Consider the following 18,791-nt stretch of genomic DNA (forward strand, 5'->3'; position numbering starts at 1 on the left):
CGCTTCTCAGCCGTCCTGGCCGTCCAGCTGCTCCAGGGTGGCGATGGAGGGCTTCCGGGTGACCGCCTGCTCGCGGGCCGCGTCCTCGGCGGCGCGCAGCACCCGCACCGCGTTGCCCCAGGTGAGCTTGGCGAGGTCGGCCTCGGACCAGCGGCGGTCGAGGAGTTCGGCGATCAGGTTGGGATAGCCGGAGACGTCGTCCAGGCCGGCCGGGGTGAAGGCGACACCGTCGAAGTCACCACCGATGCCGAGATGGTCGACGCCGGCCACGTCGCGCATGTGGTCCAGGTGGTCGGCGACGGTGGCCGTGGTGGCGATCGGGCGCGGGTCGTCGGCCTCGAAGGCGCGCAGCACCTTCATCGCGTCGGGGGTGTGCGCCAGGGCGTGGAATCCCTGCGCCTCCAGCGCCCGGGCGGCCCGGTCGGTCCAGCCGTGCGCCTCGGCCGAGATGAACTGCGGCACGAAGGTGACCATCGCCACGCCCCCGTTGGCGGGCAGCTGGGCGAGCACGTCGTCGGGGATGTTGCGCGGGTGATCGTGCACCGCGCGCGAGGAGGAGTGCGAGAAGATCACCGGCGACTGGCTGACCCGCAGCGCGTGGCGCATGGTGTCGGGCGAGGTGTGCGAGAGGTCGACCAGCATGCCCAGCCGGTTCATCTCCCGGACCACCTCCTCGCCGAAGCGGGTGAGGCCGTGGGCGGCCGGCTCGTCGGTGGCGGAGTCGGCCCACGGGACGTTGTCGTTGTGCGTGAGCGTCATGTACCGCACGCCCAGCTGGTAGAGCGCGCGCAGGGTGGCCAGCGAGGAGTTGATGCTGTGTCCGCCCTCGGCCCCCATCAGCGAGGCGATCCTGCCCTCGGCCCGGGCGGCTTCCATGTCGTCGGCCGTCAGGGCGAGCCGCAGCCGGTGCGGGAAGCGGTCGACCAGCGCGCGCACGAAGTCGATCTGCTCGAGGGTCGCGGTGACCGCCCGGTCCCCCGCCAGCTTGGCGCTGACGTAGACGGACCAGAACTGCGCACCGACCCCGCCGGCCCGCAGCCGGTCGAGGTCGGTGTGCAGCCGGCCGCGCTGGTCGGCGGCCAGGTCGATGGCGTCCAGGTCGTAGCCGACCTGGTTGCGCATCGCCCACGGCAGGTCGTTGTGGCCGTCCACCACGGGGGCGGCGGCGAGCAGGGTCCGGGCGATGTCCAGCCGATCAAGGGTCATGGACCCCATCCTGCTACCGGCTGAAGCCGAAGGAAGCGGAACCCGCCACCTTGGCGCGCAGCTTCTTGCCCTTCTCGGTGGCCTGGGCGTTCAGCTCCGCCTGGAACTCGGTCATCTTCTCGCTGAGCTCCGGGTCGAAGGCGGCGACCATCCGCACCGCCAGCAGGCCCGCGTTGCGCGCGCCGGCCACCGAGACGGTGGCCACCGGCACGCCGGCCGGCATCTGCACGATGGAGAGCAGGCTGTCCATGCCGTCCAGGTAGCGCAACGGGACCGGGACGCCGATCACCGGCAGCGGGGTCACCGAGGCCAGCATGCCCGGCAGGTGGGCCGCACCGCCGGCGCCGGCGATGATCGCCTTCAGGCCGCGCCGGTGGGCCTGCTCGCCGTAGCCGATCATCTCGCGCGGCATCCGGTGCGCGGAGAGGACGTTGACCTCGTACGGCACCTCGAACTCGTCGAGCGCCTGTGCGGCGGCCTCCATCACGGACCAGTCGGAGTCGGAACCCATCGCGATGCCGACGAGCGGCGTGGTGCTGCTGGTCATTCGGTGATCGTGCCTCTCAGGTAGGCGGCCGCGTGGCGGGCGCGCTCGCGCACGTCCTCGAGGTCGTCCCCGAAGACGGTGACGTGGCCGACCTTGCGGCCGGGCTTCACGTCCTTGCCGTACATGTGGATCCGCAGGCCCGGGTCGCGAGCCATGCAGTGCAGGAAGGCGTGGTACATGTCGGGGTAGTCGCCGCCGAGCACGTTGACCATCACGGTCCACCTGGCGCGCGGGCGCGGGTCGCCGAGCGGCAGGTCGAGGACGGCCCGCAGGTGGTTCTCGAACTGCGAGGTGACGGCGCCGTCGATCGACCAGTGGCCGGAGTTGTGCGGGCGCATCGCCAGTTCGTTGACCAGGATCCGGCCGTCGCGGGTCTGGAACAGCTCGACCGCCAGGTGGCCCACGATGTCCAGCTCGCCGGCGATCCGCAGCGCCAGTGCCTGGGCCTGCCCGGCCAGCTCCGGGTCCAGCTCGGGAGCCGGCGCGGTGACCTCGGCGCAGACGCCGTTCTCCTGCAGGCTCTCCACCACCGGATAGGCGACCGCCTGACCACTGGGTGAGCGGACCACGTTCGCGGCCAGTTCGCGCAGGTAGTCGACCTTCTCCTCGGCCAGCACCGCCACGCCGGCCAGGAAGGGCGCGTGCGCCTGCTCCTCGTCCTCGACGACCCAGACGCCCTTGCCGTCGTAGCCGCCGCGCACCGTCTTCAGCACGACCGGGTAGCCCTCGCCCTCGTGGGCGAAGGCCGTGACGTCAGCCGGGTCGGCGACCAGGCGGTGGCGCGGGCAGGGGGCGCCGATCGAGTCCAGCTTGGCCCGCATCACACCCTTGTCCTGGGCGTTCACCAGCGCGTCGGGGCCGGGGCGCACCGCGACGCCGTCGGCCAGCAGGGCGCGCAGGTGCTCGGTGGGGACGTGCTCGTGGTCGAAGGTGATCACGTCGCAGTCGGCGGCGAAGCGGCGCAGCGTCTCCAGGTCCCGGTAGTCGCCGAGCACGGTGTCGGCCACCACCTGCGAGGCGGAGTCCTGCGGGGTGTCGGCGAGGAGCTTGAAGCGGATGCCGAGCGGGATGCCCGCCTGGTGCGCCATGCGGGCAAGCTGCCCGCCGCCTACCACGCCCACCGTTGGAAATTTAATGCTGCCCGGGAAAGTCACCCTGCCAGGATATCCGGGCAGCTCCCACGGGGTGAACGCCCGGCCACGGGTAGGCCGGGCGGGACGGTGGCAGCGGATCGCGCGCGGGAGGGTCGTGCGGGAGCCGGTAGCCTGGATGGCCGGACCCGACCGGGGCACTGAGCTGATCATGTGCCCTCGCCCGCAAGCCACTTCCGCCCCGAGCCATGGCAGGCTCCGGGGAGCAGCCGCACAGGAGACCACCGGATGAGCAAGCACAGCGCGCAGCGCCGCACCTCCTTGACCCAGCGGCTGCGCGGCGTCTCCGGCGAGGTCATGAAGTTCGCGGTGGTCGGGCTGGGCGGCATCGTGGTGAACTTCGGCGTCTCCAACGCGATGATCCACGCCACCCACTGGGCGCCGGTGCGCTGCTCGGTGATCGGCACCGTGGTGGCGATCCTGGTCAACTACGCCGGCTACCGGTACTGGGTGTACCGGGACAGTGACGCGGCCTCGCGCCGCCGGGAGATCACGCTCTTCCTGGTGTTCAGCGGGATCGGCCTGCTGATCGAGAACGGCACGGTCTGGTTCACCACCTACACCCTGGGCATGACCGGCACCCTCGCGCTGAACGCCTCGAAGATGGCGGGCACCGGCGTGGCCACGCTGTTCCGCTTCTTCTCCTACCGGACCTGGGTCTTCAAGGCGATGCCGGAGCTGGCCGAGCACGAGCAGCAGCCGGCCCAGCCGGTGGTCGCGCAGGCCGAGCGGATCCTGGTGGCCGAGGAGAGCGCGCAGTACATCAAGTGACCGTCAGGCCGCCACGGCCCGGTTGAGGAAGAGTGCGAAGACCGGCGGCTTGAGCGAGAGCAGTTCGAGGCGCCCGCCGTCCGCCTCGGCCAGGTCACGGGCCACCGCCAGGCCGATGCCGGTGGAGTTGTGCCCGCTGACGGCCCGCTCGAAGACCCGGTTGCCCAGCTCGGCCGACACCCCCTGGCCCTCGTCCTGCACCTCGACCACCACCGAGCTGCCGGAGGGCCGCACCCGCAGGGTGACCGTGCCGGCGCCGTGCATCAGCGAGTTCTCGATCAGCGTGGCCAGCACCTGGGAGACGGTGCCCGGGGTGCCCAGCGCGACCACCCCGCCCAGGCCCTCGATCACCAGCCGCCGCCCGGCGCCGCGCATCGTGGCCGCCCACTCCTCGCGCTGCTGGCGGATCACCTCGTCCAACTGGAAGCCGCCGGTGCTCGGGCCGTGCGTGTCGCGCTGGTTGGTGAGCAGCCGCTGGACCACGTCGGTCAGCCGTTCCACCTGCTGCAGCGCGATGGTGGCCTCCTCGCGGACCGTCTCCGGCTGGTGGGCGAGCGCGGTGATCTCCTCGAGCCGCATGGAGAGCGCGGTCAGCGGGGTGCGCAGCTGGTGCGAGGCGTCGGCGGCCAGCCGGCGTTCGGCGGTGAGCATCCGGCCGATCCGCTCGGCGCTGGCGTCCAACACCTCGGCCACCCGGTCCAGTTCGGGCACCCCGAAGCGGCGGTCGCGCGGGCGCGGATCGCCGGAGCCGAGCCGCTCGGCGGTCTCGGCCAGGTCGGTGAGCGGGCGGGCCAGGCGCCGGGCCTGCCAGACCGCGAGGGCCACCGCCGTCTGCACGGCCAGCAGCGTCACCAGGCCGAGCAGCAGCAGCATGTCGCCGATCTCGCGGGTGACATCCGTGCGGGACTGCTCGACGGTGACCGTCTCGCCGCTGGGTCCGGGCTCGGTGGCCTTCAGCGGGTTGCCCTTGGGCCGGTCGCCGATGGTGATCACCGGCTGGCCCGGGATCCGGATCTCGGCGTAGTCCCCCTCGATCGCCTGGGTGCCGATCCGCTCCTGGGTGACCGGCTCGCCCGCCGCCAGCCGGCTCTCCACCAGTCCGAGCAGCCGCACCGCCGCGGCGTCCACCCGGTCCTGCGCGGTGTTGACGATGCTCTGCTTCTCGACCAGGGCCAGCGGTACGCAGAACACCACCACGACCACCAGGACCACGCCCAGCAGCGAGTTGATCATCCTGCGCTTCACGCGGTGGTGCCCCGGCCCTAGTTCTTCTCGAAGCGGAAACCCACGCCGCGCACGGTGGCGATGTAGCGGGGGTTGGTCGCGTCGTCGCCGAGCTTCTTGCGCAGCCAGGAGATGTGCATGTCCAGGGTCTTGGTGGAGGTCCACCAGGTGGTGTCCCAGACCTGACGCATGATGTCCTCCCGGGTGACCACCCGGCCCGCGTCCCGGACCAGCACCCGCAGCAGCTCGAACTCCTTGGCGGAGAGCGTCAGTTCCTCCTCGCCGACCCAGGCGCGGTGCGACTCGATGTCGATCCGCACGCCGTGCGCGCCGGTGGAGAGCGAGTCGACGTTGCCGCGCCGCAGCAGGGCCCGGACCCGGGCGAGCAGTTCGGCCAGCCGGAACGGCTTGGTGACGTAGTCGTCGGCACCGGCGTCCAGGCCGACCACGGTGTCCACCTCGTCGGCGCGGGCGGTGAGCACCAGCACCGGGCAGCTCTTGCCGTCCGCGCGCAGCCGGCGGCAGACCTCCAGACCGTCCATCTGCGGCAGGCCGAGGTCGAGGACGACCAGGTCGACCTCCTCCTCCAGGCCCGCCTCCAGGGCGGCCGGACCGTCCTCCCGGACGAGCACCTCGTAGCCCTCGCGACGCAGGGCACGGGCCAGCGGTTCCGAGATAGCCGGGTCGTCCTCGGCGAGCAGCACACAGGTCATGTGCGAATCGTAGTCGGCCCGGGGCCCCGCGATCAGACCCGCACGGGCGCGCGCGAGCGGATCGCCCCGGGCTACCGGCTGTGAAGTAGTTCACAGCGGGTAGTCGGCGGGCCGGATCAGGTAACGGCCGAGGCTGGGGCGGGCACCCGGTGCGAGCGCAGATTCTTCCGTTGGACCTTGGCTTCGAAGGAGCTCATCCTGTCGTACCATCGATTTCTTGCCTCCGGCCCGGCCAAGCCCCTGCGACCGTTATCTAATTGGTGGCTTTTGTCATCCCATGTCGCCGAAAATCGGGACGTACAGTGGTCCGGTCCCCGTGTCATGCGCTGCGGAATCCCCACCTGCCCGAGCAGCGAGCAGGAACCCCGCGGTGCTCGGACCCGCCCGCCTTCCCACCCCCCTGGGCGAAGCGGTGTCCCAGACAGTCAGGCAAGGAACAACTACTGATGGCGTCAACCACCACCATGGGCGCCGGCGTCCAGCCGGCCACCCCTTCTGGCGGCAAGACCTTCTTCGGGCACCCCCGAGGACTGGCCACGCTCTTCATGACCGAGACCTGGGAGCGTTTCAGCTTCTACGGCATGCGGGCACTGCTCGTCGTCTACATGATCACCTCGCACGCCCACGGCGGCCTGGGCATGAAGGTCGCGCTCGCCACCGCGATCTACAGCGTCTACAACGCCATGGTGTACCTGCTGGCCCTGCCCGGCGGCTGGATCGCCGACCGGTTCTGGGGCGCCCGCAAGACGGTCGCCGTCGGCGGCGGCATCATCATGATCGGCCACTTCCTGCTGGCCGTGCCGGCCGAGGCCTCGTTCTTCGTCGGCCTGGTCTTCATCGCGGTGGGCTCCGGCCTGCTCAAGGCCAACATCTCGACGATGGTCGGGCACCTCTACGACGGGCCGAACGACCCGCGTCGCGACGGTGGCTTCACCATCTTCTACATGGGCATCAACCTCGGCGCCTTCGCGGCGCCGCTGGTGATCGGCACCGTCGGCCAGAGCGTCAACTGGCACCTGGGCTTCGCGCTGGCCGGCATCGGCATGGCGCTGGGCCTGGGCCAGTACCTGCTGGGCAGCCGCCACCTCAGCCCGAAGAGCAGCGTGGTCTCCTCGCCGATCACCCCCGTCGAGAAGAGCGCGATCCTGCGCAAGGCCGGCCTCTGGCTGGCGCTGGCCGTGGTCTTCTACGGCGTCGTGGTGCTCTCCGGCCACTTCACCATCAACTGGGCGGTCTGGCCGCTGTCCATCGCGGGCATCGCGATTCCGGTGGTCGTCTTCGCCCGGATCAAGCGGGACAAGGACCTCGACGCCCACGAGCAGTCCAAGATCAGCGGCTACGTCTGGTTCTTCATCGTCGCCGCCGTGTTCTGGATGATCTACGACCAGTCCGGTTCCACGCTGAGCGTCTTCGCCGACCAGAACACCAAGCTGTCGATCTTCGGGGCGCACTTCCCGTCCAGCTGGTTCCAGTCGCTGAACCCGCTCTACATCATGGCGCTGGCCCCGGTCTTCGCCTGGCTCTGGGTCTGGCTGGCCCGGCGCGCCAAGAACCCCAGCACCACCATGAAGTTCGCCATCGGCCTGCTGCTGATCGGCGCCTCCTTCCTGGTGATGATGCTGGCGATGGCGGCGGCCTCCGGCGGGGTCAAGGTCACCCCGCTCTGGCTGGCGCTGGTCTACCTGGTGCAGACGGTCGGCGAGCTGTCGCTCTCCCCGGTCGGCCTCTCGGTCACCACCAAGCTGGCGCCGGCCAAGTACGCGAGCCAGATGATGGGCATCTGGTTCCTGGCCGTCACGGCGGGCGACTGCGTCGCGGCCATCATCCAGCTGGGTCTCGGCAATGCCACCGGCAGCACCTGGTACTTCGCCCTGCAGGGCGTGGCGGCGATCATCGCCGGCGTCGCGCTGGTGATGTACCGCAAGAAGGTCATCCGGCTGATGGGCGACGTGCACTGACACGCCCGCACCCGTAGCCGAGAGGCCCGGTACCCGTTCACGGGTACCGGGCCTCTCGGCATGCGCCTACCGGCTCAGACCTCCCGCACGCCCGCCCGCCAGACCGCCGCCGTCAGCGGCACGCCCGGGCGGTAGGCCAGGTGGACCGGGGAGGGGGCGTCGAGCAGCAGCAGGTCGGCGCGGGTGCCGGGGGCGATCCGGCCGATGTCGGTGCGGCGCAGGGCGCGCGCGCCGCCCAGGGTGGCGGCGTGCACCGCCTCGTCGGGGGTCATGCCCATCTCGCGGACCGCCACCGCGATGCAGAAGGCCATCGAACTGGTGAAGCTGGAGCCGGGGTTGCAGTCGGTGGAGAGCGCGACGGTGGCTCCGGCGTCGAGCAGCCGGCGGGCGTCGGGGTAGGCGGCCCGGGTGGAGAACTCGGCGCCCGGCAGCAGGGTGGCGACCGTGCCGGACCCGGCCAGTGCCGCCACGTCCGCGTCGGTCAGGTGGGTGCAGTGGTCGGCGGAGGCGGCGCCCAGCTCGACCGCGAGCTGCACACCGGGCCCGTGGGAGAGCTGGTTGGCGTGCACCCGGGGGGTCAGGCCGCGCTCGATCCCGGCGGTCAGGATCGCCCGCGCCTGGTCGCCGTCGAAGGCGCCGTTCTCGCAGAAGACGTCCACCCACCGGGCGTGCGGGGCGCAGGCGTCCAGCATCTCGCCGGTGACCAGGTCGACGTAGCCGGCCGGGTCGTCCGCGTACTCGGGCGCGACCACGTGCGCGCCCAGGTAGGTGGTCTCCGGGGTGTGCCCGGCGGCGATCCGCAGCGCCCGGGCCTCGTCGGCGACCGTGAGCCCGTAGCCGGACTTGCACTCGACGGTGGTGGTGCCCTGGCGCAGCGCCTCGCCGATGAACCGGGCCAGGTTGGCGTCCAGTTGATCGTCGCTGGCGGCCCGGGTGGCAGCCACCGTGGTGCGGATGCCGCCTGCCGTGTAGGCCTGGCCGGACATCCGGGCGTTGAACTCGGCGGTCCGGTCACCCGCGAAGACCAGGTGGGCGTGCGAGTCGACGAAACCGGGCAGCAGCGTCCGGCCCTCGGCGTCGTGGACCCGGTCGGCCGCGGGGGCGTCGGCGGCCCGTCCGGTCCAGGTGATCACCGAACCGTCGATCACCACGGCGGCCTGCTCGACGAGGCCGAGCAGGCCGGGGTGTGACGGGTCGTTGGTGACCAGTGCGCCGATGTTGGTGATCAGGGTGCTGGTCATGAGCCCTTCAGAGGTGGTTCGTGCCGGGGAGGTTCAGGAAAGCAGGGCCGCGATGGAATCGCGCAGCGCTGACGGGACGTCGGTGACGGCCTGGTGCACCCCGTCGACGACGATCCGTCGGCCGCCGACCACCACGTGCCGCACGTCCGCCGCCGTGGCGGCGAAGACGGCGGTCTCGGCGCCCAGGTGCGCGGCCGGGCCGGCGGTGCGCACCGAGTCCAGCGCCAGCACGGTGAAGTCGGCCAGCGCCCCGGCCTCGATCCGGCCGGCCTCCGGCCAGCCGAGCGAGGCGTGGCCGTCCTCGGTGCCGGCCCGCAGCAGCGCGCCCGCGGTCCAGTGCCCCCGGGTGCGGGCGCGCAGGCGCTCGTTGAGCTCCAGCGCGCGGGCCTCCTCGAACGGGTCGATCACGGCGTGGCTGTCGCTGCCCAGGGTGACCGGGCAGCCGCCGCTGGCCAGCCGGCGCGCCGGACCGATGCCGTCGGCCAGGTCCCGCTCGGTGGTCGGGCACATGCAGATCACCGTGGAGGAGTCGGTCAGCAGCTTGACGTCCTCCTCGGTCAGGTGGGTGGCGTGCACGGCGCTGGTGCGCGGCCCGAGCACCCCGTGGTCGGCGAGCAGCCGGGTCGGGGTGACGCCGTGCGCGGTCAGGCAGGCGTCGTTCTCGGCGGTCTGCTCGGACAGGTGCACGTGCAGCGGCGCCTTGCGCATCGACGTCCAGTGCGCGATCGTGCTCAACTGCTCGGCCGGCACGGCGCGCACCGAGTGGATCGCGGCGCCGAGCCGGGCGTGCTCGCGGGGCGCCAGCGCGCTCGCCCGCTCGGCCCAGGCCTCGGCGTCGCCGTCCCCGAACCGCAGTTGAGGCTTGGTCAGGTCGGCGCCGAAGCCGGAGGAGAGGTAGCAGGTGTCGAGCAGGGTGATCCGGATCCCGGCCCGGGCGGCGGCCTCGATCAGCGCCTCGCCCATCGCGTTGGGATCGTCGTAGCGGGCGCCGCCCGGGGCGTGGTGCAGGTAGTGGAACTCGCCGACCGAGGTGATGCCGGCCAGCGCCATCTCGGCGTAGACGGCGGTGGCGAGCGCCAGGTAGCTGTCCGGGTCGAGCGCGCCGGCGAACCGGTACATGGTGTCGCGCCAGGTCCAGAAGGTGCCGGAGCCCACCTGCACGGTGCCGCGCAGCGCGCGGTGGAAGGCGTGCGAGTGGGCGTTGGCCTGGCCGGGGACGAGCAGGCCGCGCAGCCGCACCGCGTGCGCCGGGCAGGGCCCGCTGTCCGGGGTGACCGAGGCGATCCGGCCGTCCGCCGCCACCTCGATCAGCACGTCGGACTCGACCACCGGACCGTTGACGTGCGGCAGCCAGGCGTGCTCGGCCCAGTAGCTCTGGGCTGGTTCGGCGCTCTGGGCTGATTCGATGCTCTGGGCCGGTTCGGTGTTCTGGGCGCACTGTGTCACTGATGACATGCCAGGTCCTCCAGGACGTCCGCGAGTGCCGCCACACCCGCGAGGCAGTCGGCCACCTCGGCATGCTCGGCCGGGGAGTGCGAGACGCCGCTCGGGTTCCGCACGAACAGCATGGCGGTCGGAACGGCGGATGCCAGGATTCCGGCGTCGTGTCCCGCGCCGGTGGGCAGCACCGGGACGCCGCCGAGGGTGGCGACCAGCCGGTCCCGCAGCGGGACGTCGAAGTCCACCACCGGCGTGTACGACTCGCGGCTCAGCTCGACCTTGACGCCGTCCCGCTCGCCGCGCTCGGCGGCGGCCTGCTGGATCTGCTCGACCAGCGCGTTCAAGGTCGCCTCGTCGGCGGCCCGGGAGTCCAGCCAGCCGCGCACCAGCGAGGCGATCGCGTTGGTGCCGTTGGGCTCGACCGCGATCTTGCCGAAGGTGGCCAGCGCGCCGGCCAGCCTGGCCTTCTTGCGGGCCGAGAGCACGGTGTTCGCGTAGGTGATCATCGGATCGCGGCGGTCCTCGATCCTGGTGGTGCCCGCGTGGTTCGCCTCGCCGTGGAAGTCGAAGCGCCAGCGGCCGTGCGGCCAGATCGCCCCGGCCACCCCGACCGGCTGGTCCTCGCCCAGGTAGCGGCCCTGCTCGACGTGCAACTCGACGAAGGCGCCGATCCGGGACAGCCGCTCGTGGTCGGCGCCGATCGCGCTCGGGTCCTGGCCGGCCTGCTCCATCGCGTCGGGCAGCCGCCGCCCGCCCGCGTCGCGCAGCTCGTACGCCTGCTCCGGGGTCAGCAGCCCGGCGCTGAGCCGGGAGCCGACGCAGGCCACGCCGAACCGGGCGCCCTCCTCGTCACCGAAGTTGACGATCGCCAGCGGCTTGCCGAACTCGGCGCCGCGCGAGCGCAGTTCGTCCAGCGCGGCGAACGAGGAGACCACTCCGAGCGGGCCGTCGAAGGCGCCGCCGTCCGGCACCGAGTCCAGGTGCGAGCCGGTGACGATGGCGCCCTCGCCCTGCGGGTCGCCCAGCCAGGCCCACTGGTTGCCGTTGCGGTCCAGCTCGTAGCTCAGGCCGCGAGCCCGAGCCTGCTCCTCGAACCAGGCCCGGCACTCGGCGTCGGCGGCGTTCCAGGCGTGCCGGCGGTAGCCACCGGAGGCGGCGGAGCGGCCCACGGGGAGCAGCTCCGCCCACATCTCCTCGAAGGACGGGATCACAGTTCACCCATGGGGATGCGCACACCGCGCTCGGCGGCCACTTCGTCGGCGCGGTCGTAGCCGGCGTCCACGTGCCGGATCACGCCCATGCCCGGGTCGTTGGTGAGCACCCGGCGGATCTTCTCGCCCGCCAGCGCGGTGCCGTCGGCCACCGTGACCTGACCGGCGTGGATCGAGCGGCCGATGCCGACGCCGCCGCCGTGGTGGATGGAGACCCAGGAGGCGCCGGAGGCCACGTTGACCATGGCGTTGAGCAGCGGCCAGTCGGCGATCGCGTCGGAGCCGTCCAGCATCGCCTCGGTCTCGCGGTACGGCGAGGCCACCGAACCGCAGTCCAGGTGGTCGCGGCCGATCACGATCGGCGCGGAGAGCTCGCCGCTGGCGACCATGTCGTTGAACCGCTCGCCGGCCTTGTCGCGCTCGCCGTAGCCGAGCCAGCAGATCCGTGCCGGCAGGCCCTGGAAGTGCACCTTCTCCTGCGCCATCTTGATCCAGCGGTGCAGCGACTCGTTCTCCGGGAACAGGTCGAGCACGGCCTTGTCCGTCTTGGCGATGTCCTGCGCGTCGCCGGACAGCGCGGCCCAGCGGAACGGGCCCTTGCCCTCGCAGAACAGCGGGCGGATGTAGGCCGGGACGAAGCCGGGGAAGGCGAACGCCCGGTCGTAGCCGGCCAGCTGGGCCTCGCCGCGGATCGAGTTGCCGTAGTCGAAGACCTCGGCGCCGGCGTCCTGGAAGCCGACCATGGCCTCCACGTGCTTGGCCATCGACTCGCGCGAGCGGACGGTGAAGTCGGCCGGCTGCTCGGCGGCGTAGCGCGCCATGTCGTCGAACTCGACGCCGATCGGCAGGTAGCTCAGCGGGTCGTGAGCGCTGGTCTGGTCGGTGACGATGTCGATCGGCGCGTCCATCGCGAGCAGCTGCGGGAAGAGCTCGGCGGCGTTGCCCAGCAGGCCGATCGAGAGCGGCTGCTTCTTGTCGCGGGCGGCGGTGGCGAGCTCCAGCGCGTGGGCCAGGTTCTTGGCCTCGACGTCCAGGTAGCGGTGCTCGATCCGGCGGGAGATCCGGGACGGGTCGCAGTCGATGCAGATCGCCACGCCGCCGTTCATGGTGACGGCCAGCGGCTGGGCGCCGCCCATCCCGCCGAGGCCGGCGGTCAGCGTGATGGTGCCCGCCAGCGTGCCGTTGAACTTCTTGTTCGCGACGGCGGCGAAGGTCTCGTACGTGCCCTGCAGGATGCCCTGGGTGCCGATGTAGATCCAGGACCCGGCGGTCATCTGCCCGTACATGGTGAGCCCGAGGTTCTCCAGCCGCCGGAACTCCTCCCAGTTGGCCCAGTCGCCGACCAGGTTGGAGTTGGCGATCAGCACCCGCGGCGCCCACTCGTGCGTCTGCATCACACCGACCGGCCGGCCGGACTGGACCAGCATGGTCTCGTCCTGCTTCAGCGTCTGCAGCGTGCGCACCATCGCGTCGTACGAGCGCCAGTCACGCGCCGCCTTACCGGTGCCGCCGTAGACGACCAGCTTGGAGGGGTGCTCGGCCACCTCGGGGTCGAGGTTGTTCATCAGCATCCGCAGGGCCGCTTCCTGCTGCCACCCCTGGGTGCTGAGCTTCGTCCCACGCGCCGCGCGCACCTCGCGCGGACCACTCGTCTGCTGCTCCGCCATGCTGCCGGTCTCCTTGCGGATGGATTCATTCAGGATTTGTAAGTCTGAATATATCCAAACACCCGGCTCCCGACCAGACCCTGCCCGCATCCGATCAGTCTCGAATCCCCGGACGGCCAGGGCGCTACTCCGAAGCTCGCGAACACCAACTGCTCGGCCCATCCCATCGACAGTTGAGGACGCGGTGACGGCACCGATCACCGTGCGACCCGGTCGGCTTCGCGGGGCGGCCGAACAGATCGAGGACACCACGAGGCAACCCGTCCCGCTGCCCGCGCCGCTGCCCGGCGAGCTGCACACCGACGGCCTCCCCCGCTACGGGACCCGACGGTGCCTCAGGCCGCCTCGTCGCCGCCCCAGTCGATGCCGATCTCGGCCAGCCACTGGCGGTCGCGCGCGGCCGTCTCGGGGGATTCGGGGGCCGCCTCGGCCGGGAGCATCGGCATCGACGGCGGGCGCGGGATCTCCTGGATCGGGCCCAGGCCGTAGCGTTCGGCGGCGGTGCCGGGAGGTGGGGCGGGGTCGACCAGGCCGATGTGGACGGCGCTCTCGTCGCCCGCCTCCAGGATGGTCAGGCCCGGTCCGGGCGGGCCGAGCGCCACCCGGCGGCCGCAGGCGGGGCAGGCCCACTCCTCGGCACCCGAGGCGAGCCGACCGACCGGTCGCATTTCGTGGATCACGCGCATGGCGGACACCCCCGTTCGTCCCAAGGAGGGGATGCCCGGTCCGCGCGGTACTACTCCAGGCGGGCGTCGATTGCCGGTCGGTCCAAGCGACTAGTCGAGGAAGAGTCCGCGCGCCGCGGCCGACTGCTCGATCGACTCCAGCCGGGCCTCGGCGCCCGGGAGTTCGTCGCACATGCTCTGCAGCAGCACCCGGCCGAGCACCATCGGCGCGCACGCGGTGTCGAAGACCAGGCCGGTGCCGACCTCGGCGGGCAGCAGCAGGTCGGAGAGCGCCGCGACCGGGGCGAAGGAGCTGTCGGCGACGGTGAGCACGGTCAGGCCGCAGTCACGGGCCACCGTCAGCGCGTCCATCAACTCGCGCGGGTAGCGCGGCAGGGCGAAGCAGAGCAGCGCACTGGCGCCGGCGGCGGCGGCCTGTTCGATCCGGTCGGCGAGCATCGAGCCGCCCTCGTCGAGCAGCCGGATGTCCGGGTGCACCTTGGCGGCGAAGTAGGCGAAGCCGCGGGCCTGCGCGGAGGCGGCCCGCAGGCCGAGCACCGGCAGCGGGCGGGAGGCGGCCAGCAGCCGGGCGGCGCGGACGATCGGCTCGGGGTCGGCGAGCAGCTCGGCCAGCCGGCGCAGGTGGGCGATCTCGGCCAGCACGGCCTGCTGGTGCTCGTTGCGCACCACCTCGGAGGGCGACTCCGGCGGCGCGGCCGGCTCCCCCACCCCGAGGTCGCGCAGCCGCTTGCGCAGCGCCGGATAGCCGTCGTAGCCGAGCGCGACCGCGAACCGGGTGACCGAGGGCTGGCTGACTCCGGCCAGCTCGGCCACCTCGACGCTGGACAGGAACGGCGCCTCGGCGGCGTGCCGGACCAGGGCGTGCGCGATCCGGCGCTGGGTGGGGGTCAGGCGGTGGCCGTCGAAGAGCTCCAGCAGCCGGGCGGAGGGTGCCGGGGACGACTCGGTGTTGGTCCTCATGGTGCGTCCCTTTCGACGGGCTTCGACGTACTGTGCAGCAGGTGCGGCGCGGGGGCAATGGCGTCTCGTCCGCCGGGACGACCCGGGCTCAGGGTCACCCTGATTTCCCCCTGAGAGGCGCGGCGGCGGCTTTACCGGAGCCCGCCGCGGGCGCCACCCTGGGTGCCATGGATCCTCGCCACGACAGTGGTCCCTCGGAGTTCCGGGCCGACCTCGACGCCGCGCTGCAGACCCGCAAGGAGCTCGGTGCCGACTACGAGTCGGCGCTGGTCGACTCCTTCCTGTCCCGGGTCGACGCCCGGCTGGACGCCCGGGTCGAGCAGCGGGTCGCCGAGCGCCTCGCCGCCCTCGGGCCCGGTGGTTACGGGCCGCAGCGGCCCGACCGCCAGGACCGCCAGGAGCGCCGACGCGGCTGGGGCGGCGGCAGCAAGCTGCCGTTCCTCTCGCTGGTCTTCGCCGTCCCGCTGACCGCCATCGGCGCCAGTGCGGGGATCACCGGCATGCTCGCCACCTGGGTCGGCATCGTCGGCGTCAACTTCGCCGCCGCGTTCAACAACCGGCAGGAGCAGGAGCGCGAGGAGCGGCAGCGCCTGAGCGCCGCCCGTGGTGAGTGGGCCTGACCCCCACTCACCAGGGGCGGTGGGTCAGGCCAGCGGCCCGGTGACCTGCTCGACGGCCTTGACCAGCGCGCCGGAGGCGACCAGCGCCTCGGCCGCGTCCAGGTCGGGGGCCAGGAAGCGGTCCCGGCCCGCGCCGCCGACGCCGGCCTCGCGGGCGGCTGCGACCGCGGCCGCGGTGGCCGGGGCGAGCCGGGCGTTGCCGTCGACGGTGCGGATCTCCAGGGCGCGGGCCGAGGCGGTCAGCTCGACCGCGAGGATCCGGCCCAGGTTGTCCACGGCCTGGCGCAGCTTGCGGGCGGCGGACCAGCCCATCGAGACGTGGTCCTCCTGCATCGCCGAGGACGGGATCGAGTCCACCGAGGCGGGGACGGCGAGCCGCTTGTTCTCGCTGACCAGGGCGGCCTGGGTGTACTGAGCGATCATCAGACCGGAGTCCACGCCCGGGTCGTCGGCCAGGAAGGCCGGCAGGCCGTGCGAGCGGCTCTTGTCGAGCAGCCGGTCGGTGCGGCGCTCGGCGATCGAGCCGAGGTCGGCGGCGGCGATCGCCAGGAAGTCCAGCACGTAGGCGACCGGGGCGCCGTGGAAGTTGCCGTTGGACTCCACCCGGCCGTCCGGCAGCACCACCGGGTTGTCGACCGAGGCGGCCAGCTCGCGCTCGGCGACGGTACGGGCGTGCGCCAGGGTGTCGCGGCCGGCGCCGGCCACCTGCGGGGCGCAGCGGATCGAGTAGGCGTCCTGGACTCGCGGCGCGTCGTCCTGGTGGTGCCCCGTCAGGCCGGAGCCCTGGAGGACGGCGAGCATGTTGGCGGCGCTCAGCGCCTGGCCCGGGTGCGGGCGGATCGGGCCGTGCAGCTCGGGGGCCAGCACCTTCTCGGTGCCGAGCAGCGCCTCCAGCGACATGGCGGCGGTGATGTCGGCGGTGGTGAAGAGGCGGGAGAGGTCGGCGATGGCCATCACCAGCATGCCGAGCATGCCGTCGGTGCCGTTGATCAGCGCCAGGCCCTCCTTCTCCAGCAGCTCGACGGGCGTGATGCCGGCTGCGGCGAGCAGCTCGCCGGCCGAGTGCTCGGCGCCGTCCGGGCCGTAGGCGAGGCCCTCGCCCATCAGCACCAGCGCGCAGTGCGAGAGCGGGGCGAGGTCGCCGGAGCAGCCGAGCGAGCCGTACTCGCGCACCACGGGGGTGATGCCGGCGTTGAGGATCGCGGCCATCGTCTCGGCGACCAGCGGGCGCACCCCGGTGCGGCCGGAGGCCAGCGTCTTCATCCGCAGGAACATCAGCGCGCGGGTGACCTCGCGCTCGACCGCCGGGCCCATGCCGGCGGCGTGCGAGCGGACCAGCGAGCGCTGCAGCTGGGCCCGCAGCTCCGGGCTGATGTGGCGCACGGCCAGCGCGCCGAACCCGGTGGAGACCCCGTAGACCGGGCGCGGCTCGGCGGCCAGCGCATCGATCCTGGCGCGGGAGACGGCCATCTCGGCCAGCGCGTCCGGACCGATTTCGACCCGGGCGTTGCCACGTGCCACGGCGAGCACGTCTTCGGCGGTGACGTCGGCCTTGCCGACCTGAACGAGCGGCGCGTCGGCGGCCGGAGCACTGTGCATATCCATATGCACTATCAGATCAGCTGAATGAAGATATGACAACCGTGGGGGCATCCAAAAACCCGGATGCCTCATGCTGGTGGGTGACGGCGGGCAAGGGCACGGGCGCGAAGGGTGTGGGGCGGCATGACACGGGCGACGGCACGGCGGCGGGTGGTCCGGCTGCGCGGCGCGGAGCGCTCCCCGCGCCCGGACGCGCTGGCGGCGGAGGAGCCGCTGGAGATCCGGATCGGCGGCGAGGCGCTGACCGTCACCATGCGCACCCCGGGCGACGACTTCGACCTGGTGGCCGGCTTCCTGGTCGGCGAGGGACTGCTGCACCGGCGCGACCAGCTGGCGGCGCTGCGGTACTGCGCGGGGACGGACGCTGACGGGCAGAACACCTACAACGTGGTCGACGCCACCCTGCGCGGCGCCGACAGCCTCCCGCTCTCCGCGCACCGCAACCTGCTCACCACCAGCGCCTGCGGGCTGTGCGGGCGGGACACGGTGGACGCCGTCCGCACCCATGTGCGGTTCAAGCCCGCCGACGACCCGCTCACCGTCCGCCCCGAGCTGCTCTACCGGCTGCCCGACGCGCTGCGCGCCGCCCAGCGCACCTTCGACTCGACCGGCGGGCTGCACGCCGCCGGCCTCTTCACGGCGGCCGGCGAGCTGCTCTGCGCCCGCGAGGACGTCGGGCGGCACAACGCGGTGGACAAGGTGATCGGCTGGGCGCTGCGCGAGGACCGGCTGCCGCTCACCGGGCACCTGCTGCTGGTCAGCGGCCGGGCCTCGTTCGAGCTGACCCAGAAGGCGGCGCTGGCCGGGCTGCCGCTGCTGGCGGCGGTCTCGGCGCCCTCCTCGCTGGCCGCCGACCTCGCCGAGGAGCTGGGGCTGACCCTGGTCGGCTTCCTGCGCGGGGAGAGCGCGAACGTGTACACCCGGGCGGACCGGATCACGGGGGACGGGGGCGCCGCGGAGCAGATCAGCACGGAGCAGATCAGCGCGGACCGGATCACCGCGGACCGGATCACCGCGGACTCGTCAGCCAAGTCGACCATCGACCACCGCACCTGACGCCCCCTCACCCCGGCGGCGGCGAGGCCGGCCCCGAGAGCGCCACCGCGACCAGCGTCCGCAACGCCGCGGCGACCTGCCCCAGCGGCAGCGTGGCGTCGTCGGCGAAGAGCTCGACCAGCCAGCCGCCGGCCGGGTTGGCACCGCCCGCCGCCACCATGCCGCGGTAGCCGCCGACCACCAGCACCGCCTCCTCCGCCGCGTCGTTGCCCGGGGCGCCGGTCCGCAGCGCGAAGCTGCCACCGCCCACCGCGCGCCGGGTGAGCGGGTAGTGGTCGAGCTCGAAGATCGCGTCGGGTGCCTCGATCCGGGCCCGCAGGCTCTCCGCCCGGCGGGCCGCGCCCGGCGACAGGCCGCGCCCGGCCCGCGGGGTCGGGCCACTGGTCATCCGGTAGACCGCGTGCTGGGCGGTGTGCATCAGGCGCGAGCCCGGCGGCACGTAGGAGATCCACCAGGCGACCGCGTCCAGCAGCCGGGTCGCCGTCTCCGCGACGGTGGCCAGCCGCCCCAGGGTGTCGGCCGGATGGTGCACCCGCGGCCCGTTCTCCTGGTCCAGCGCGGCCAGCACCACGGTGAGCAACTGCCCGGGGTCGGCGCTGTGCGCGGCGCCGCGGAACCGGCGGCGGTCCCCGTGCGGGCCACGCGCCACCCCGGCCGCGCGGCCGCGGGCGTCGGAGCTGCGGTGGTGCGGGTCGGCGGCGTCCGCGAGCAGCACCGTCGGGTCCGGCGTCAGACCGG

The 18,791-nt window shown here is 72.7% G+C and carries 16 protein-coding genes; 4 read left to right on the forward strand and 12 right to left on the reverse strand.

Annotated elements, in window-relative coordinates; all coding sequences use genetic code 11:
- Positions 1–6: 6 nt before the first annotated feature.
- Genes P3T41_RS31260 through P3T41_RS31270 form a run of 3 tightly spaced genes read right to left on the reverse strand, consistent with a single transcriptional unit; the run spans position 7 to position 2,889 of the window.
- Positions 7–1,206 (reverse strand): dipeptidase, encoded by a 1,200-nt coding sequence (locus tag P3T41_RS31260; protein WP_280693951.1) that lies wholly within the window; start codon positions 1,204–1,206, stop codon positions 7–9.
- Positions 1,207–1,219: 13 nt separating this feature from the next.
- Positions 1,220–1,753 (reverse strand): 5-(carboxyamino)imidazole ribonucleotide mutase, encoded by a 534-nt coding sequence (gene purE, locus P3T41_RS31265; RefSeq protein WP_280693952.1) that lies wholly within the window; start codon positions 1,751–1,753, stop codon positions 1,220–1,222.
- Positions 1,750–2,889 carry a 5-(carboxyamino)imidazole ribonucleotide synthase gene (locus P3T41_RS31270; RefSeq protein ID WP_348533711.1) on the reverse strand — a complete coding sequence of 380 codons (1,140 nt, stop codon included), beginning with the start codon at positions 2,887–2,889 and terminating at the stop codon, positions 1,750–1,752. The genes purE and P3T41_RS31270 overlap by 4 nt, the downstream gene beginning before the upstream one ends.
- Before the next feature lie 243 nt (positions 2,890–3,132).
- On the opposite strand from P3T41_RS31270, the gene P3T41_RS31275 reads away from it, so the two are divergent.
- Complete coding sequence (locus P3T41_RS31275; protein WP_280693953.1) at positions 3,133–3,675, forward strand: GtrA family protein; 543 nt, start codon at positions 3,133–3,135, stop codon at positions 3,673–3,675.
- A gap of 3 nt (positions 3,676–3,678) precedes the next feature.
- Here P3T41_RS31275 and P3T41_RS31280 read toward each other — a convergent pair whose 3' ends face one another.
- Positions 3,679–4,920 carry an ATP-binding protein gene (locus tag P3T41_RS31280; protein WP_280693954.1) on the reverse strand — a complete coding sequence of 414 codons (1,242 nt, stop codon included), beginning with the start codon at positions 4,918–4,920 and terminating at the stop codon, positions 3,679–3,681.
- 17 nt (positions 4,921–4,937) lie between these two features.
- On the reverse strand, positions 4,938–5,612 hold the full coding sequence (locus P3T41_RS31285; protein WP_280693955.1) for a response regulator transcription factor: 675 nt from the start codon (positions 5,610–5,612) through the stop codon (positions 4,938–4,940).
- Between the two features lie 446 nt (positions 5,613–6,058).
- Between P3T41_RS31285 and P3T41_RS31290 the strand changes: the two genes are divergently transcribed.
- On the forward strand, positions 6,059–7,570 hold the full coding sequence (locus P3T41_RS31290; protein WP_280693956.1) for an oligopeptide:H+ symporter: 1,512 nt from the start codon (positions 6,059–6,061) through the stop codon (positions 7,568–7,570).
- Between the two features lie 74 nt (positions 7,571–7,644).
- Here the strand turns inward: P3T41_RS31290 and hutI are convergent, their stop codons facing one another.
- The 6 genes from hutI to P3T41_RS31320 form a co-directional block, all read right to left on the reverse strand.
- Positions 7,645–8,811 carry an imidazolonepropionase gene (hutI, locus tag P3T41_RS31295; RefSeq protein WP_280693957.1) on the reverse strand — a complete coding sequence of 389 codons (1,167 nt, stop codon included), beginning with the start codon at positions 8,809–8,811 and terminating at the stop codon, positions 7,645–7,647.
- Positions 8,812–8,844: 33 nt separating this feature from the next.
- Positions 8,845–10,266 carry a formimidoylglutamate deiminase gene (locus tag P3T41_RS31300; protein WP_280693958.1) on the reverse strand — a complete coding sequence of 474 codons (1,422 nt, stop codon included), beginning with the start codon at positions 10,264–10,266 and terminating at the stop codon, positions 8,845–8,847.
- The gene (locus P3T41_RS31305) at positions 10,254–11,441 is read right to left on the reverse strand and encodes an allantoate amidohydrolase (protein ID WP_280693996.1); all 1,188 of its coding nucleotides are present in this window, start codon (positions 11,439–11,441) and stop codon (positions 10,254–10,256) included. Before P3T41_RS31305 ends, P3T41_RS31300 begins: the two co-directional genes overlap by 13 nt.
- A 17-nt stretch (positions 11,442–11,458) precedes the next feature.
- Positions 11,459–13,129, reverse strand: a complete 1,671-nt coding sequence (hutU, locus tag P3T41_RS31310; protein WP_280693959.1) for a urocanate hydratase — start codon at positions 13,127–13,129, stop codon at positions 11,459–11,461.
- Between the two features lie 335 nt (positions 13,130–13,464).
- Complete coding sequence (locus P3T41_RS31315) at positions 13,465–13,815, reverse strand: hypothetical protein (protein ID WP_280693960.1); 351 nt, start codon at positions 13,813–13,815, stop codon at positions 13,465–13,467.
- Positions 13,816–13,905: 90 nt separating this feature from the next.
- Complete coding sequence (locus tag P3T41_RS31320) at positions 13,906–14,775, reverse strand: MurR/RpiR family transcriptional regulator (protein ID WP_280693961.1); 870 nt, start codon at positions 14,773–14,775, stop codon at positions 13,906–13,908.
- 167 nt (positions 14,776–14,942) lie between these two features.
- Between P3T41_RS31320 and P3T41_RS31325 the strand changes: the two genes are divergently transcribed.
- On the forward strand, positions 14,943–15,395 hold the full coding sequence (locus P3T41_RS31325; protein WP_280693962.1) for a hypothetical protein: 453 nt from the start codon (positions 14,943–14,945) through the stop codon (positions 15,393–15,395).
- Positions 15,396–15,419: 24 nt separating this feature from the next.
- On the opposite strand, the gene hutH is transcribed toward P3T41_RS31325, so the two are convergent.
- Complete coding sequence (gene hutH / locus P3T41_RS31330; protein WP_280693963.1) at positions 15,420–16,994, reverse strand: histidine ammonia-lyase; 1,575 nt, start codon at positions 16,992–16,994, stop codon at positions 15,420–15,422.
- 126 nt (positions 16,995–17,120) lie between these two features.
- Here hutH and fdhD point away from each other — a divergent pair, with 126 nt between their 5' ends.
- On the forward strand, positions 17,121–18,053 hold the full coding sequence (gene fdhD, locus P3T41_RS31335; protein WP_280693964.1) for a formate dehydrogenase accessory sulfurtransferase FdhD: 933 nt from the start codon (positions 17,121–17,123) through the stop codon (positions 18,051–18,053).
- Positions 18,054–18,791: the final 738 nt, after the last annotated feature.

It is taken from the genome of Kitasatospora sp. GAS204B, from assembly GCF_029892155.1.
Lineage (GTDB): Bacteria > Actinomycetota > Actinomycetes > Streptomycetales > Streptomycetaceae > Kitasatospora.